The organism is Actinomadura madurae, from assembly GCF_047130825.1.
Taxonomy (GTDB): Bacteria; Actinomycetota; Actinomycetes; order Streptosporangiales; family Streptosporangiaceae; genus Spirillospora; species Spirillospora madurae.
Map to the genome: position 1 here is coordinate 4,245,200 of NZ_CP083237.1, position 15,456 is coordinate 4,260,655.

The 15,456-nt window shown below is 71.7% G+C and carries 13 protein-coding genes and 1 riboswitch; of the genes, 4 read left to right on the forward strand and 9 right to left on the reverse strand.

Translation table 11 applies throughout. The annotated features are described in order from the left end of the window. The first annotated feature begins 10 nt into the window (after positions 1–10). Entirely contained in the window at positions 11–688 is a 678-nt protein-coding gene (locus tag K8Z49_RS19240) for a 4Fe-4S single cluster domain-containing protein (protein WP_412520126.1), read from the forward strand. Here K8Z49_RS19240 and K8Z49_RS19245 read toward each other — a convergent pair. Then, positions 592–1,578: a hypothetical protein gene (locus K8Z49_RS19245; RefSeq protein WP_412520128.1), complete on the reverse strand. Its 987-nt coding sequence runs from the start codon at positions 1,576–1,578 to the stop codon at positions 592–594. The two genes, K8Z49_RS19240 and K8Z49_RS19245, sit on opposite strands and share 97 nt — an antisense overlap. On the opposite strand from K8Z49_RS19245, the gene K8Z49_RS19250 reads away from it, so the two are divergent. Next, positions 1,549–2,043: an FHA domain-containing protein gene (locus K8Z49_RS19250; protein ID WP_161791066.1), complete on the forward strand. Its 495-nt coding sequence runs from the start codon at positions 1,549–1,551 to the stop codon at positions 2,041–2,043. The genes K8Z49_RS19245 and K8Z49_RS19250 overlap by 30 nt on opposite strands. A 193-nt stretch (positions 2,044–2,236) precedes the next feature. On the opposite strand, the gene typA is transcribed toward K8Z49_RS19250, so the two are convergent. Continuing rightward, positions 2,237–4,090, reverse strand: a complete 1,854-nt coding sequence (gene typA / locus K8Z49_RS19255; RefSeq protein ID WP_021598480.1) for a translational GTPase TypA — start codon at positions 4,088–4,090, stop codon at positions 2,237–2,239. Positions 4,091–4,279: 189 nt separating this feature from the next. Beyond that, positions 4,280–4,415, forward strand: a riboswitch (cyclic di-AMP (ydaO/yuaA leader). A 7-nt stretch (positions 4,416–4,422) separates the two neighbouring features. Between typA and K8Z49_RS19260 the strand changes: the two genes are divergently transcribed. Beyond that, entirely contained in the window at positions 4,423–5,439 is a 1,017-nt protein-coding gene (locus K8Z49_RS19260) for an NlpC/P60 family protein (protein WP_021598481.1), read from the forward strand. A gap of 339 nt (positions 5,440–5,778) precedes the next feature. On the opposite strand, the gene K8Z49_RS19265 is transcribed toward K8Z49_RS19260, so the two are convergent. The 3 genes from K8Z49_RS19265 to K8Z49_RS19275 are packed head-to-tail and all read right to left on the reverse strand — an operon-like array spanning position 5,779 to position 8,251. Beyond that, the gene (locus tag K8Z49_RS19265; protein WP_075020880.1) at positions 5,779–6,168 is read right to left on the reverse strand and encodes a (deoxy)nucleoside triphosphate pyrophosphohydrolase; all 390 of its coding nucleotides are present in this window, start codon (positions 6,166–6,168) and stop codon (positions 5,779–5,781) included. A gap of 18 nt (positions 6,169–6,186) precedes the next feature. Then, positions 6,187–6,948, reverse strand: a complete 762-nt coding sequence (locus K8Z49_RS19270) for a Mut7-C RNAse domain-containing protein (RefSeq protein ID WP_412520131.1) — start codon at positions 6,946–6,948, stop codon at positions 6,187–6,189. 28 nt (positions 6,949–6,976) lie between these two features. Then, positions 6,977–8,251, reverse strand: coding sequence for an amidohydrolase family protein (locus K8Z49_RS19275; RefSeq protein ID WP_412520133.1), 1,275 nt, complete (start codon positions 8,249–8,251; stop codon positions 6,977–6,979). Positions 8,252–8,310: 59 nt separating this feature from the next. On the opposite strand from K8Z49_RS19275, the gene K8Z49_RS19280 reads away from it, so the two are divergent. After that, the gene (locus tag K8Z49_RS19280) at positions 8,311–8,835 is read left to right on the forward strand and encodes a MarR family winged helix-turn-helix transcriptional regulator (protein ID WP_143118375.1); all 525 of its coding nucleotides are present in this window, start codon (positions 8,311–8,313) and stop codon (positions 8,833–8,835) included. Positions 8,836–8,841: 6 nt separating this feature from the next. On the opposite strand, the gene K8Z49_RS19285 is transcribed toward K8Z49_RS19280, so the two are convergent. Genes K8Z49_RS19285 through K8Z49_RS19300 form a run of 4 tightly spaced genes read right to left on the reverse strand, consistent with a single transcriptional unit; the run spans position 8,842 to position 15,423 of the window. Next, a complete protein-coding gene (locus K8Z49_RS19285) occupies positions 8,842–9,903 on the reverse strand; it encodes an NlpC/P60 family protein (protein ID WP_021598488.1) in 1,062 nt (353 codons plus the stop codon). After that, entirely contained in the window at positions 9,900–10,529 is a 630-nt protein-coding gene (locus K8Z49_RS19290) for a hypothetical protein (protein WP_412520135.1), read from the reverse strand. Before K8Z49_RS19290 ends, K8Z49_RS19285 begins: the two co-directional genes overlap by 4 nt. Beyond that, on the reverse strand, positions 10,529–12,937 hold the full coding sequence (locus K8Z49_RS19295; protein ID WP_412520137.1) for a type IV secretion system protein: 2,409 nt from the start codon (positions 12,935–12,937) through the stop codon (positions 10,529–10,531). Before K8Z49_RS19295 ends, K8Z49_RS19290 begins: the two co-directional genes overlap by 1 nt. Then, complete coding sequence (locus K8Z49_RS19300) at positions 12,934–15,423, reverse strand: ATP-binding protein (RefSeq protein ID WP_021599590.1); 2,490 nt, start codon at positions 15,421–15,423, stop codon at positions 12,934–12,936. Before K8Z49_RS19300 ends, K8Z49_RS19295 begins: the two co-directional genes overlap by 4 nt. Between the last annotated feature and the right edge of the window lie 33 nt (positions 15,424–15,456).

The following is a 15,456-nucleotide window of genomic DNA, read 5'->3' on the forward strand; positions in this document are numbered from 1 at the left end:
GCACTATCCGGTGACCACACTCGGCCCCGGCACCCGGGCGGGCATCTGGACGCAGGGCTGCACGCTGCACTGCCACGGCTGCCTGTCGCGTGACACCTGGGAGGCCGACCCGGGTAGGGCCGTGCCGGTCGAGGCGGTTCTAGGATGGCTCGCGTCCCTGCCGGAACCGGTCGACGGGGTGACCATCTCGGGCGGTGAGCCGTTCCAGCAGCCGGCCGCACTGGCCGCCCTGCTGCGCGGTATCCGCACGTGGCAGGACACCCGCGGCCGTGAGACGATTGCGTTGGACATATTGGTTTACAGCGGATATGTCTACTCTCGGCTCTCGCGCACCACCGAGATGCGCGAGATCCTGGGCATGTGTGACGCCGTGATCACCGGGCCGTACGTCGACCGGCTCAACCCGGGGGGGCGACACTCCGGGGAGGGCTCTCTACTCTGGAGGGGGTCGGCCAACCAGCGCGTCGTGCCGCTGTCCCCGCTGGGACGCGAACGGTACGAAGCGGTGGCCGGCGTCGGGAACACTGGAGAAGGAAGAGGGCCCCGAGTACAGGTGTCCGTGGACGAAGGGCCGGAGGGAAGGCGGGTGTACTACATCGGGATCCCGCGAAGAGGGGACATGGAGCACCTCACGTCAAGGCTCGACCGCGCCGGGGTGCGCTCGGGGGATGTGTCATGGCGACCTTGAACTGTCCGGTCTGTGACGAACCGTTCCAGCCGGGCGATCTGCTCTGCATGAGCTGCGGGGCCAACCTCGCGCGCGCCGGTGGCGGCGCGCCCCAGCCGGGTCCGGGCGGGTACGACCAGCAACGGGTCCCCCCGCCGCCGGGTCCGCAGCAGGGCCAGCCGTACGGCGCCCCGCAGCACGGGCAGCCGCAGCACGGCCAGCCCCAGTACGGGCAGCCTCAGCAGGCCGACCCGTACCAGCAGCAGCCTCAGCAGCCATCCGCGCAGCAGCCGGACCCGTGGGGCCCGCCGCAGCAGCAGCAACAGCAGCAGCAGCCGGACGCCTGGGGGCCGCCCATGCCCCAGCAGCAGCCCGCCGAGCAGCAAGGGCAGGGCCAGTACGGACAGCCTCAGTACGGCGGGCAGCCTCAGTACGGCGGGCAGCCCGAGCAGGGGCAGGGGCAGTACGGACAGGGCCAGCCCGGTCCGGGCCAGCACGGAGGGCCGCCCCAGCCGCAGCAGCCGCAGGACCCGTGGGGCATGCCGCAGCAGCAACAGCAGCAGCCCCAGGACCAGTGGGGCGCTCCGCAACAGCAGCAGCCTCCGGCTCCCGACCCCTACCAGCAGCAGCCGCAGCAGGACCAGTACGGGCAACCGCCCCAGCAGGACCAGTACGGGCAACCGCCCCAGCAGGACCAGTACGGCCAGCCGCCCCAGCAGGACCAGTACGGGCAACCGCAGCAGCAGGACCAGTTCGGGCAGCCACCGCAGCCGCAGTACGGCCAGCCGCAGGAGCAGTACGGCGTCCCGCAGCCCGGTCCCAACGACCAGTTCGGCGGCCCGCAGCAGCAGCCGCAGTACGGCCAGCCGCCCCAGCCGCAGATGGGGGGCCAGCCGCCGCTGCCGCCGCACGGCCGTGAGGCGACGCTGCTGCCGCACGAGCAGAACCAGCAGCGCCCGCCCGCGCCCGACAGCACGGCGTTCATGTGCCCGTACTGCGAGGCCGTGCTGAGCAACCCCGGCGCCGCGCAGTGCGACTCGTGCCTGCGTCCGCTGCCGCAGAAGGGCACGCCGGTCCTGCGCGTCCAGTTCCCCACGGGCGAGCTCAAGGTCTCCGTCGGCCAGCACCTGGTGCTCGGCCGGGACGCGGGCCAGTCGCCGGTGGCCGCCACGTTCACGCAGTACGACAACGTGTCGCGGCGCCACTCGACGGTGTGGCTCGACCCGTCCGGGACGGCCTGGGTCCGGGACGAGGGCTCCACCAACGGGACGTTCGTCAACGGCGAGCGCCTCCCCCGCGGCGTGGAGGCCCCGCTCCGCGACGGCGACCAGCTCCGCCTGGCCGCCGACGTCACCGGGACCGTCCAGCTCAACTGACGGCCCACCACGGCGAACGGCGGCCCCGGGGATCATCCGATCCCCGGGGCCGCCGCCGTCGCGCCCCTGTGCACGCGAACGGGGGCCGTCCGGTACCAGACGGCCCCCGCCCCTTCGGCGTTCGGTCGGCCGGAAAGCTCGGTCCGCCGCGGACAGCCGGAACGTCGGTCCGCCGTAACGCCTGGTCTCTAGGTCAGCCGGCCCGCTTGGTGCGGGCGCGGGTGCGCTCGCGCTCCTTGGCGTCCAGCACGACCTTGCGCAGCCGGACGGCCGTCGGGGTGACCTCCACGCACTCGTCCTCGCGGCAGAACTCCAGCGCCTCCTCCAGCGACAGGTGCCGCGGCGGGGTCAGGCGCTCCAGCTCGTCGCCGGTGGACGACCGCATGTTCGTGAGCTTCTTCTCCTTGGTGATGTTGACGTCCATGTCGTCGGAGCGGGAGTTCTCCCCGACGATCATGCCCTCGTACACCTCGGTGGTCGGCCCCACGAAGAACGTGCCGCGCTCCTGCAGGTTCGTGATCGCGTACGCGGTCGCGGCGCCGGTCCGGTCGGCGACCAGCGACCCGGACGGGCGGGTGCGCAGCTCGCCGAACCACGGCTCGTAGTCCTCGAACACGTGGTGCGCCATGCCGGTGCCGCGCGTCTCGGTCATGAACTCGGTGCGGAACCCGATCAGGCCGCGGGCCGGGACGAGGAACTCCATCCGGACCCAGCCGGTGCCGTGGTTCGTCATGTGCTCCATGCGGCCCTTTCGGACCGCCATCAGCTGCGTGACCGCGCCGAGGTGCTCCTCGGGGATGTCGACGGTGAGGCGCTCGACCGGCTCGTGCTTCCTCCCGTCGATGGTCTTCGCCACGACCTGCGGCTTCCCGACGGTCAGCTCGTAGCCCTCGCGGCGCATGTTCTCGACGAGGATCGCCAGGGCCAGCTCCCCGCGGCCCTGCACCTCCCACGCGTCCGGACGCTCGGTCGGCAGCACCCGGATCGACACGTTGCCGACGAGCTCGCGGTCCAGCCGGTCCTTGACCATCCGGGCGGTGACCTTGGTGCCCTTCTCGCGCCCGGCCATCGGCCCGGTGTTGGTGCCGATCGTCATGGAGATCGCCGGCTCGTCCACCGTGATCAGCGGCAGCGGGCGCGGGTCGTCCGGGTCGGCGATGGTGTCGCCGATCATGATCTCCGGGATGCCGGCGATCGCGATGATGTCGCCGGGACCGGCCGCCTCGGCCGGCTTGCGGGCGAGCGCGTCGGTCATCAGCAGCTCGGTGATCTTCACCCGCTCGATGCTGCCGTCGTGCCGGCACCACGCGACCTGCTGGCCCTTCTTGATCGTGCCGGCGTGCACCCGGCACAGCGCGATCCGGCCGAGGTAGCTGGAGGCGTCCAGGTTCGTCACGTGCGCCTGCAGCGGCGCGTCCGGGTCGTAGGCCGGCGCCGGGATCGTCTCGGTGATGACCTTGAACAGCGGCTCCAGGTCGCCCGAGTCCGGCATGGCGCCGTCGGCGGGCTGCTCCAGCGACGCCCGCCCGGCGCGCCCCGACGCGTACACGATCGGGAAGTCGATCTGGTCCTCGTCGGCGTCGAGGTCCATGAACAGCTCGTACGTCTCGTCCACGACCTCGGCGATGCGGGCGTCGGGGCGGTCGGTCTTGTTCACGACCAGGATCACCGGCAGCCGCGCGGCGAGCGCCTTGCGCAGCACGAACCGGGTCTGCGGGAGCGGGCCCTCGCTGGCGTCCACCAGCAGGACGACGCCGTCCACCATGGACAGCCCGCGCTCGACCTCGCCGCCGAAGTCGGCGTGGCCGGGGGTGTCGATGATGTTGATCGTCAGCCCGTTGTGCTTCACCGCCGTGTTCTTCGCGAGGATGGTGATCCCCTTCTCGCGCTCCAGGTCGTTGGAGTCCATGACACGGTCGTCGACGTCCTGGTTCTCGCGGAAGGCCCCGGACTGCCAGAGCATGGCGTCGACCAGCGTCGTCTTGCCATGGTCGACGTGGGCGACGATCGCGACGTTCCGGAGGTCGTCGCGCGTGGAGATGGGCATGCGGGTTCGCCTTGCGTGAGAGTTCGGGAGTGGCCGCCGACACGCGGCGAACCCATTCTACTTGGCCGTGCGTACCACCCACCACGAGCCGCTCGCACCACCGGCACCACGAGCCCCGATTGGCCAACTTTGCTCATCCTTTGTAATCTGCCCGAGATCCGGTCGTCAGGAGTCCCACCCCCCGGGACTGCGGCCGGGACGCCGAATCTCCCGGCACGGGAGAACCGGGGACCCAGGTCCCTGGGGTGAATCGACGCACGCGTCGTAGGGCGACTCCTGGCCCGAACCCGTCAGCTAACCCGGTAGGCGTACGAGGAGAGGAGAACACCGGCTTGGCACCGGATCCCCGCAGGTGGCGGCGCATCACGCCCGCCACCGCCGCCACCCTGCTCCTGATCGGACTCGGCGCGGCCGCGCCCGTCACCGCCCACGCCGCGCAGCCCTTCCGGCTCGCCGCCGCGCCGAGCGCACCGAGCCCGACGCCGACGACGGAGAAGGGCCTGCGCAAGAGCCTCGACGCGCTGAACGAAGAAGCCGAGATCCTCACCGAGAAGTACAACAAGACCCGCGTCGACTTCGGCAAGGCGCGCAAGGCCGAGCAGGCCGCCGCCCAGGAGGCGCGACGCCTGCGCGCCCTCGCCGAACCCGCCCGCCAGCAGCTCGGGCGGATGGCCGCCGCGAACTACATGGCCGGCGGCCCCGACGTCATCTTCGGCGCCGGCGGCTCGGCGGAAGGCCTCTCCGACCGCGCCTACCTCGCGCAGAACCAGGCCACCGCCGTCCTCGCGCTGAAGAAGCAGATCGACCAGGCCGACGCCGCCCAGCGCACCGCCGAGGCCAGGACCGCGCAGGTCAGGAAGGCCTGGGAGGACGCCAAGAAGGCCCGCGCGGCGGCCAAGACCAAGGTCGCCGAGGTGATGAAGCGCCTCGACAAGCTGACCACCACGCACGTCCGCGACCCCCGCAGCGGCCTCACCGCCACCGTGAAGGGCTCCGGGCTCCCCGCGAAGATGGCCCGCAAGGCCCTCACCAAGCTCGGCAGCCCCTACGTGTGGGCCGCCGCCGGCCCCAACAGCTTCGACTGCTCCGGCCTCGTCGTCTGGGCCTACGCCCAGGTCGGCAAGTCCGGGCTCCCCCACTACACCGGCGACCTCTTCGGCCTCGGCACCAAGGTCTCGCGCGGCGCCCTGCGCTCCGGCGACCTCGTGTACTTCGGCAGCAACCTCCACCACATGGGCATCTACCTCGGCGGCGGCAAGTACCTGCACGCCCCGCAGACCGGCGATGTGGTGAAGATCTCCAACATGTCGGACCGCTCCGACTACGCGGGCGCCAACCGCATCTCCTGACCTACAGGGACCTCCCGCGGCGCGGTGGGAGGTCCCTGTACTGTATTTTTTTGCTTTTTTCTCCTCCTTCGGGCCTGGCGGCCCTCCATCGTCGATAAAAGCGGGCGATCGCTGGCATCGCTCCGGCTCGCCTAGCGGCTCGCTGCGCGATCAGGTTCTCGCTTCGCTCGCCCCTGCCTTCGGACGCGATCGCGGCCCCCAGGTTGTCGCATGGTTGCTGTGAGGGCTGAGGTTGGGGCAGTAGTGGGTGCCGGTGGTCACGCTAGTGCGGGTGATTTCGATCGCTTCGGCTCGCCTTGCGGCTCGCTGCGCGAGCTTGTTCTTGCTTTGCTGGGGGGGTTAGGGGGTCAAGCCCTGGGCGGCTAGGGCTTCTATTACTGGGCGGTCGCCTGGGAGCCAGGGGACGTCGTAGAGCTCGGGCGGGGTCAGCCAGCGGAGGGCCAGGTGCTCCAGGGGGCGGGGTTCGCCCTCGGTGATCCTGGCGGTCCAGACGCGCAGGACGCTGCGTTCGCTCAGGCGCCAGTCGCCGCCGATGCGGCGGCCCAGGCTCACCTTGACGGCGAGTTCCTCATGGCATTCGCGGACCAGGGCGTCCTCGTCGGACTCGCCCGGGTCGACCTTTCCGCCCGGCAGCTCCCAGCCGCCCGCCATGTGCGGGGGCTCGGACCGCTGCGCGCTCAGCAGCCGCCCATCCGAAATGATCGCGGCGCCGACGACCACGAGGTCTATTGGGACCAGCTCCTCTCGCTACCGTTCGGTGACGGCGGCCCCGCCGACCAGCCGTGTGGACTCCCGGACGATCTCCTCCAGGTGGTCGCCGTGCGCCCCGCGCCAGTAGACCTGCCCGCAGTCGGCGCAGCGGCCGTAGACGTCGTAGCTGCGGCGCGTTCCGTCCCGCAGGTGGCGTTCGACCTCCTGCTTGTCGACCGGGACGAGTTCGCCGTTACAGGCGGTGCAGCGGGTCCAGGGGGACAGGGCGGGGGCGAAGCGGTCGAGGAGGTCGCGGAGCTGGTCGTCGGGGCGGGAGCCGCGGACGTAGGCGCCGAACCACAGGGCGCGGCGGCGGAGCAGGCCGCGGTCCTGGGTGAGGAGGACGCGGCGCTCCTCGTTGGCCTGGACGACCAGCGCCGGGTCGTCCATGTCGTTGTGGTAGGCGGTGTCGAGGCCGAGCAGGCGCATGCGGCGGGCCAGGGTGCCCAGGTGGACGTCGAGGAGGAAGCGGGGGGCGGCCTGGTCCGGCTCCAGCGGGACGGGCTGGGGACGGGGCACCGCGGCGACCGTCACCTCGGCGCCGGCGGGGGGCCGGGCGGCGGGGTCCGCCGGCTCGCCGTCGACCGTCATCGGGCCGGCCTCGGGCAGCGGGACGCCGAGCGACTCGACGACGTGCCCCAGCGTCGACGTCCCGTCATGGGCGACCCGGCGCACGGCCTGCCGCCGGGCGGCGGGCAGGAACATCAGCAGTTCGTCGGCGACGCGGATCGTGATTTCGGGGTCCACGCCGCTCAGCATGCCATGTGCCGTTGAGATTCCCGCCGCATTATTCGGGGTGGGGTCCCTGTGTCAGGCGCTCCGCCGAGTCCTCCAGGGAGGTCAGGAGGGACGGGACGTCCTGGTTCAGCAGTGCTCCCCCGCGCTTGACGACGCGGCCGCCGACGAGGACGGTGTCGACGCTGCGGGTGTCCGCCGAGAGGACGACGGCGGCGACGGGGTCGTGGGCCGCCGCCATGCCCGGCGTGTCGGTGCGGAGGATGAGGAGGTCGGCTTGCTTGCCCGGCGTCATCGATCCTGTGACGTCTGCGAGCCCCGCCACTTCGGCGCCCTCGATGGTGGCCATTCGCAGGGCGTCGGCGGTGGTGAAGCCCAGGCCGGCGCCGTCCGGGCGTCCGCGCTCCAGGACGTAGGCGGTCCGCATCAGGCTGAACATGTCGCCGGGGCCCGAGATGACCGTGTCCGCGCTGAGGCCCGTCGGGACGCCGGCGGTCCGGGCTCGGCCCGTGGGGGCCTGGCCGATGTCCAGGGCGGCCTCGATCGCGGGAGAGACGGACACGGTCCCGTTGTTTCCGGCGATGCGCTTGAAGTCGTCGTCCGTGTAGAAGTTGGCGTGCACGTAGGTCGTGGGGTGTTCGATCAGTTTGTTGTCTTCGAGGAACGCCAGCCCGTGTGCGGCGCCCTCGGCGCTGTGGCCCATGTGCACGGTGACCGGCAGGCCGAGGTCGCGGGCCGTCCGCCATTCGGCGAGTGCGCGCTCCTCGCCTGCGATCTCGGGGCCCAGCGCCGCCAGCGCCATTGCCATCCCGCCGGAGTACTCCCGGTGGACGCGCCGGGTCTCGGCGTCGAGGTCGCCGTCGCCGCCGTAGCAGTAGCCGAACACCGCCCTGATGCCGGACGCGCGCAGTGCGGCGATGTTCGCGTCCGTGTGGGCGGGGCCGAGCTGGATGTGCGACCAGTCGACCAGCGTCGTGATGCCGGAGTCCAGGCATTCGAGCGCGCCGGCGAGCGTCCCGGCGTAGACGTCGTCCGGGCGGTAGCGGGGCGCCAGCTCGCCGAGGACGCGGGCCAGGTAGGCGGGGAGCGAGCCGTCGGGGAGGATCGCGCGGAGCGCCGCCTGCCAGGTGTGGCGGTGCGTGTCGACGAAGCCCGGCATGACGATGCGGCCGGTGGCGTCGATCGTCTCGGTGCCGGCGGGGGTGGCCAGTTCTGGGCCGACCGCGGCGATGCGGCCGTCCTCGATGAGCACGTCGGCGGTGCCCAGGACGGTGGGGGCGGGCGCGGTGTCGATGACGAGGCCGTTCGTGATGAGGAGTGATGTCATGTGTGAAAGCTTATGGCTTAGCTTTTTCAAAAGCAATTGGGTGTCGGTAGTCTTGGTGCGTGCAGGTGGATGAGGGCGCGCGCAGGGACGACATCGACGCGGTGGCCGAGACGTGGCGGCGGGACGGGCTGACCGAGCCGCTCATCGCGATGCTGGAGCTCGGCAAGCGCGCCGGGCGCATCGCCACGCTGGTGCAGCAGGCGCTGCGGGGGCCGCTCGCCGAGCTCGGCCTCACCTACGCCGAGTTCGAGGTGCTGACCGTGCTGCGCCGGGAGGGCGAGCCGTACCGGCTGCGGCCGAGCGAGCTCACCCGGTCGGCGTTCCTCACCTCGGGCGGGACGAGCAACGTCCTCCAGCGGCTCCAGAAGGCCGGGCTCGTGGAGCGCGAGGCCAACGCCGGGGACGCCCGCAGCCGGTTCGTCCAGCTCACGGACGAGGGGCTGCGCGTCACCGAGCAGGGCCTCGCCGCGTCCGGCGCGGCGCACGAGGAGGCCATGGCCGGGGTGCCGCCGCAGGACGTCCGGGACGCCGCCGACGCGCTGCGCGAGATCCTGCTGGTCGTCGGCAAGCGCCGGTTCCGGTGAACCCGGTCAGCCGCCCGGCTGCCGCACGGCCAGCTCGGAGACCTTCTTCTTGAAGTCGGGCCGCGCCAGCGGGCGGGTCACCCCGACCCAGTCGGACCGCTTGTAGGACTTCACGCCGATCGCCGGCACGCACGTCGAGCAGCTCGCCACGATCATCTTGCCGTTCCCGATGACCATGCCGACATGGCCGGGGTTGTTCGCCGACGTGCCCGGTCCCGAGTCGAAGAACACCAGGTCACCGGGCTGCTCCTTGCCCTTGCCGACCTTCACGCCGAACGGCCACTGCTGGAACGTCGTGCGCGGGATGTTCAGCCCGACCTGCCGATACGCGGCCTGGATGAGGCTGGAGCAGTCCCACGCGTCCGGCCCGTTCGCGCCGAACACGTACGGCTTCCCGCGCTGCGCCATCGCGAACTTGATGATCTGCTGGACGATCCCGCCGACGTTCGCCGGAAGGTCGTTGTCCTCGCAGTTGATGCCGTTCGCCTGGACGACCTTGAAGTCGCCGCCGACGTACCGCTTCGCCCAGTCGAGGACGAGGTCCACGTAGTCCCACGAGTGGTTGTACTGGAAGATCGCGGTCTTCATCCGCTGCGGGGCGCCGTTGTGCTTGAGGTAGGCGGCGGCCGACGGGATCGCGTCCGCCGGGTCGTAGCGGTCCTTCTTGCCGTCCCGGTTGCCGTCGACCCCGAACTCCTTGAACGTCGCGGCGAGGAACTGCATGGGACCGCCCGCGCCCGCGTAGTTCTCCCCGCTGCCGACGCCCGGGAGCGTCGACCTGCCGTGGTCGGTCTCGACCTTGCCGATGCCGGCCAGCACGTTCCACGGGATGCCGTACTTCTTGCCGGCGTCCTGGTAGAGGCTCAGGAAGTTCGAGGGGACGGCCTTCGCGTCGTTCGCCGCCGCGGGCTGCGCGCCCGCGCCCGCGGTGTCCACGCAGTTGCCGTCGAGCCCTCCGCCGAAGAGGTACTGGCTTCCGGAGAACAGGATCGGGACGGACACCAGCGCGACGAACATCGCCACGGCGACGCCGAGGGCGCCGCCGAGCAGTATCCGGCGGGGGCTCATCCGGTGTCACCCGCCTGGCCGGCGTCGGCGGGCGCGAAGGCGTACACCTTGAGCGAGCCGCCGTCGCGCGCCACCGTCACCGCGTACTGCTCCTTGTCGGTGCTCGTCTTGCCGCCTTTGGTGACCTGCTGCGTGCCCGTCACGAGGAAGATGAGCGAGTTGTCCTCGATGTTGCGGACCTGGTCGAGCGACGCCGACCCCCGCGCGACGAGCTGCTCACGGCGGCGCTCCTCCAGGATCCCGGGCGTCGCCGCACCCTGCGCGAGCCGCTCCTCCAGGTCTTCGGTGGCCAGGCCGGACAGGCGGCTCAGGAAGATCTCGGGGGTCTCGTCGTAGCGGTACGTCCCGTAGGCGGCGACGAACCGCTGCGCCATCTCGGCGGCCGTGGCGAACTCCTGCCGGGAGAACGGCAGGAGCCGGTAGATGTCGAAGTCGCCGGGGTCGACGGTGTTCTGGATGCCCGGCGGGGGCGATGCCGGGCCCGACGGGCCGGCCGTCGCGGACGGGCGGGCCTCCGGCTCCTCGTCGGGCTCGGGCGCCGCGACCGTCAGGTAGACGCCGACGGCGGCGAGCACGACGACGAGTCCCGCGAACAGGAGCTTGCGCCGGCGGTCGGTCAGGTTCATCACTCGTCCCGTTCCGGCTCACCGGACGGACGATCGACCGGGCGCAGCCAGAACGGGATCGGCGGGCCGTCCTGCGAACCGCCGCGGCCCCACAGCGGCGGGGGCGTGCGCCGGGCGCCGGGCTCGGGACGCGACGGCGCGCCTCCGGAACCTCCGGAGCCGCCGAACACGCCGCGCTGCCGGGGGACGTTCGGCGCGGACCCGCCACCACCGGAGCCGCCGCCATTGCCGCCACCGGAGCCGCCGGAGCCGCCGTTGCCGCCGCCGCCCGCGGATCCGCGGCCGCCGGAGGAGCCGGACGAGCGCCCGCCGCCGGTGAACCAGCCGCCGCCACCGCCGGAGCCACCGTTGCCGCCGCCACCGCCACCGCCTCCGCCGGTGACGCCGCCGCCGTTTCCGCCGCGTCCGGTCCAGGAGGTCGGGCGGACGGTGCCCTTGCCGGAGCCCGTGCCGCCGGACGGCTTGCCTCCGCCGGGCTCACCGCCCGCGTCGCCGCCCTTCGCGACCGTGACGCCGCCGGGCCGGGTGGCCGCCGCCGTGCCGTCGGACCGGCGGTCGCCGGACACGCCCGCCCGGGACGGCAGGTTCAAGGGCGGGGCGCCCCGCCGGGACCGCCCCTGCTGCGCCGCCGCGGCGCCGCCCCGGGGCCGCGCGGCCAGCACCGGCGCGTCCTCCGGCGACTGGTCCTCGCCCGCCCCGTTGCCGAGCCGGTCGGCCGCCGCCGCGGTGCCTACGCCGCCCTGCGTCCCGGCGGCGATCGGGACCGCGTCCTTCTCCGTCCTGCGGAGCATCTGGTACGCGTTCGCGCCCGGAATCGTGTTGATCGTGTTCTTGCGCGCCTGCGCGACCGACTTGTTGAGCTCCGCCTCGCTCTTCTCCCGCGACCCGACCGCCGAGTAGCCGACGGCGGAGAACAGGTGCTGGAACGGCTTGCGGTACACGAACGCCGCGAAGGTCACCAGCGCGATGAGCAGGATCTGCAGGCCCCACGGCAGCGTCTCGCCGAGGATCAGGCTGTACGCCCACAGCAGCAGCGAGAGCACACCGATCAGCGCCGCCTGTTTCAGCAGCATGGACAGCAGCAGTTCGAGCCATCGGACGGCGATGACCCGCCCGATGCCGGGATGTATCCCGATGCCGAGGAAGATCGGACCCGCGACGAGCAGCAGCAGGAACGCGATCTTCACGACGATCAGCGCGGTCGCGATGACCATGATGAGCAGCCCCGCGACCAGTGCCGCGAAGAGAGCGCCGAACGCGACCGCCAGCCGGTTCTGCCAGTTCTTGCCCTGGAACAGCGAATACGTCTCCGGATGGTTGTCCTTGATGTTCTTGGTGACGTCCTTGTAGGCGTCGGCCTTCTTCCCCAGGTCGACCTCGTTCTGGCCGTACGTCTCCGGAAGGTCGACCGCCTGCGACCACAGCAGCTTGTCGGCGTTCTCCTTCACGACCTTCGCGTTGGGGTCGGTGGTGCCGAACTCACCCTGCAGCCACGGCTTGCAGACCAGCGCCACCCACAGCGCGTTCGCGTTGGAGGTCGTCGAGTCGAGCTTCTGCGACACCGCCGGATCGGGTCTGCCGTTCGGGACGGGAATGCACGTCCCGCCCTTGGTGTCGCTGTGGGGCAGCGCCGCGTTGAACGCGGCGCTGGTCGCCTCGGACACCTTCGTCCCGAGGGTGGTGAAGTCCGCGGGCCGCGCGATCAGCCAGACCAGCCCGACCATCGCGGCGACCATCCAGACCACGCCCTCGGTGACCTTGCTGGCCCGCTTGCGGACGAGGCCCCACCAGGCGAGCCACATCGCGCCGAGGATGACCACCCACGACCAGTAGCGCGCGTTGAACGTCTTGCCCATGTTGGTGATGACACCGTCGACGGTGTCCTTCAGCCAGCCCAGCAGGGACTCCGACGCAGCCGCCTGGTAGACGCTGATCGTCGTCCGGTCGATCGCCCGGACGACGGTGAACGTGGTGTTGGCGAGCGCGTTGCCCATCAGCGACATCGCGTCCGAGCAGCCCATGTCGACCGCGTACCAGCTCTGCCCCGCCATGCCGTACCGGTCGTAGTAGGTCAGCTGCTCCGGCTTGGACTTCTGCAGCTTCTCGTCCGGATAGTCGGGCGGCTTGATCATGCCGTCCGTCCCCGAGCCGTACTGCTCGGGCGGCGGGTTGTCCGCCGGGCGGCACGCGTCGTTCGGCGTCGGGAGGCCCGGATTCGGGATCGACGCGGACGCGGGCGCCAGCGGCCCCACCATGAACAGCGCCATGAAGACCAGCAGCAGCACCGAGCGGCGGGTCCGCGGCCGGCGGCGGCGGACCCGGCGGTGCGGACGGTCGAGCACGCCCGGGTCGAGCCCCTCGCCGGGCGAGCGCTGCAGGCGTGCCATCCGGTCGCGGGTACCCCTCATCGGCCGACCTCCTCGACCTCGGCCCCCGCTGCGGTCAGTTCGGACGTGCCCGGACGGGACCGGGTCGGGTTGGTGTCCAGCCAACGCTGCAGTTCCTCGGAGATCAGGTCGACGCCGATGCGCCCCGCACGGCCGTCGAGGTCACGGAAGATGCATTCGCCGTTGCCGAGGTTGCGCAGCACGGCCTTGTGCTCGTCGGACGCCTCCACCCCGAGGAGCGACATGACGTTGCCGACCTCGACCCGCTCGGTGGAGCGGAACGAGAACACCGATGACAGGCAGTTCGTCACCTGTTCGTTCAGCAGGTCGCCCGCGTTCTGGGAGACCAGGATCAGCGCGGTGTTGCGGGAGCGCCCCATCCGGGACACCTCCGGCACCAGCTTCGCGCCCTCGGGCGTCGAGGTGATCGCCCACGCCTCGTCCAGGAAGATGGCCTTGGGGAGCCGCCGGTCGAGGCCGTGCATGAGGCGCCGCGCGAACTGCGACACCAGGTACATCAGCGCCACCGACAGGCGCTGCTCGTAGGAGTAGTCCTCCCGCGAGATGGTGACGTCCGGCAGGGTGAGCCCGCCGAGCGTGAAGACCGTCGTCCACCCGGCGGTGTCGATGCGCTCGCCGCCGGACGGGTCGAAGCACAGCCGCGCGAGCCGCATCTCCGACATGGAGCGCAGCACCGCGCCTAGGTTCTTGGACGCGGGATCCTCCGCCGCCTCCAGATGGTCGACGACGCGTCCGAGCGACGGCCGCTCCCCGTTGGCGACCGCGCCGACCGCCTGGATCATCGCGGACTCGCGCTCCTCCGACATCCGCGGCAGCAGCAGCCGCAGCGTCTCGGTCGCCATCGTCTTCATCGTGGCGAGGTCGTCGCCGAACGAGAACGGGTCGAGCAGGCCGGGCGCCGCCGACCCGAGCGGCAGGATCCGCGCCTTGCGGCCCCGCGCCTTCAGCAGCTCCACCAGGGACTCGGCGTCGCCCTTGGGGTCGATCGCCGCGACGGTGACCCCGCGCAGCGCCATCTGGTAGATCAGCAGCAGCGCGAGCGTGGTCTTGCCGCCGCCGGGCTCGCCGGTGATCGCCACGGCGGTCGGGCGGTTCCGGGCCGCCGCGACGAGCGGGTCGAAGTGCACGATGGACCGGGCCCGGCCGAGCGTCTCGCCGATGTACGGGCCGATCCACCCCTCGGCCTCATCGTCCGGACGGTCCCCGAGGTCGACGGTCGCGATCGGCATGCCGCCCGCGATCGTCCGCAGCGGCTGGCGCTGCGCGTAGGCGTTCAGCCGGATCTGGTCGCCGGGCAGCGACTCCAGGAACAGCGAGAACTGGTCGCCGGTCGAGTTGACGACGTCGATGCCGATGTCGCGGTAGTGCTCGACGACCGCGTCCACCCGCTGCGCGAGCAGCTCCTCCGTCGGCGCGGACACGATCAGCCGGTGCCACCCGTACACGAACGGCAGCCGCTCCTTGGTGATGCCGTGCTCCAGCATCCGGGCCGCGTCGATCTGCTCGGCCAGCGCGATCGGCGCCTCCGCGCCCGCCTCCCGGATGTGCTGGTCCATGTCGCGGGCGTGCGCCAGCTTCCGCGAGACGTCCTTGGACGCCTTCGCCGGCGGGATCAGCTTCATCCGCGCGCTGATCTCCACAGGGAACGGAAGCGCGTCCGAGTAGTGGAACCAGGGCTCCCCGTCGGGGAACGGCATCATGTCGGGGAACCGGGCGAACGACAGGTACGCGACATAGGACGTGGCCGTGGCGCCGCCGCCCGCACCCGTGAAGTTCGGCTGCTCGACCCGCAGGTACGAGCGCCCGTTGTGGATGGCGCCCTCCACCAGCGACTCGATCTCGCCCTTCCCCCACGTCCTGCGCGGGACGGCCGACGGCGGCGGGTCGGCGAGCGACCCCGTCACCGCGTGCTGGAACAGCCACGCCACCTCGGTGGACGTGGCGTGCCGCGCGTAGAGCGCGGACCCGCCGAGCGCGCGCCCGATCCGCTCGGCCTGCTCCGTCCAGCGCCCGATCTCCTTCTTGTCGATCGCGTCGTCGTGCACGCCGAGGACGTTCTCGCTCTTCTTGTAGAACCCCATCAGCTGCGACAGGACACCGCCCGACAGGTGCGCGCCCATGCCGCGCGGGCCGAGCCGGACCCCGAGGTAGACCTCCTTGGTCCAGAAGTCCTTGGCCCACACGTGCGCGTAGGTCTCCTCCAGGTACTCCCGCCACCCGGGGCCGCCGTCGGACGTCCGGTCCAGGGCCAGCGCCCACTCGGCGGCCGGGTACGTCCGGTGCGCGATCCGCAGGTGCACCTCGGCGTCCTGCATCCGGATGCCCGCGAGCGCGATGGTGATGTTGGTGGCGAGCGCCTCGCGCTCCTCGCCCGTCGTGAACTCGTACGACACGGTGGGCAGCCGGAAGTACGCCCAGGCGGCGGCGTCGGTGAGCAGCACGCGGTCGTCGAAGTACCGCACGGCCAACCGGCTCGACTTGCTCATGCCGCCCTCCTTCCGGCCCCTGATTCTCCCGGC

Excerpts from the sequence above, each read along its gene's own strand:
- K8Z49_RS19250 (WP_161791066.1), top strand. The coding sequence starts at position 1,549 with ATGGGGGGCCAGCCGCCGCTGCCGCCGCACGGCCGTGAGGCGACGCTG.
- K8Z49_RS19295 (WP_412520137.1), bottom strand. The coding sequence starts at position 12,937 with ATGAGGGGTACCCGCGACCGGATGGCACGCCTGCAGCGCTCGCCCGGC.
- K8Z49_RS19290 (WP_412520135.1), bottom strand. The coding sequence starts at position 10,529 with ATGAACCTGACCGACCGCCGGCGCAAGCTCCTGTTCGCGGGACTCGTC.
- typA (WP_021598480.1), bottom strand. The coding sequence starts at position 4,090 with ATGCCCATCTCCACGCGCGACGACCTCCGGAACGTCGCGATCGTCGCC.
- K8Z49_RS19300 (WP_021599590.1), bottom strand. The coding sequence starts at position 15,423 with ATGAGCAAGTCGAGCCGGTTGGCCGTGCGGTACTTCGACGACCGCGTG.
- K8Z49_RS19285 (WP_021598488.1), bottom strand. The coding sequence starts at position 9,903 with ATGAGCCCCCGCCGGATACTGCTCGGCGGCGCCCTCGGCGTCGCCGTG.
- K8Z49_RS19275 (WP_412520133.1), bottom strand. The coding sequence starts at position 8,251 with ATGACATCACTCCTCATCACGAACGGCCTCGTCATCGACACCGCGCCC.
- K8Z49_RS19270 (WP_412520131.1), bottom strand. The coding sequence starts at position 6,948 with ATGCTGAGCGGCGTGGACCCCGAAATCACGATCCGCGTCGCCGACGAA.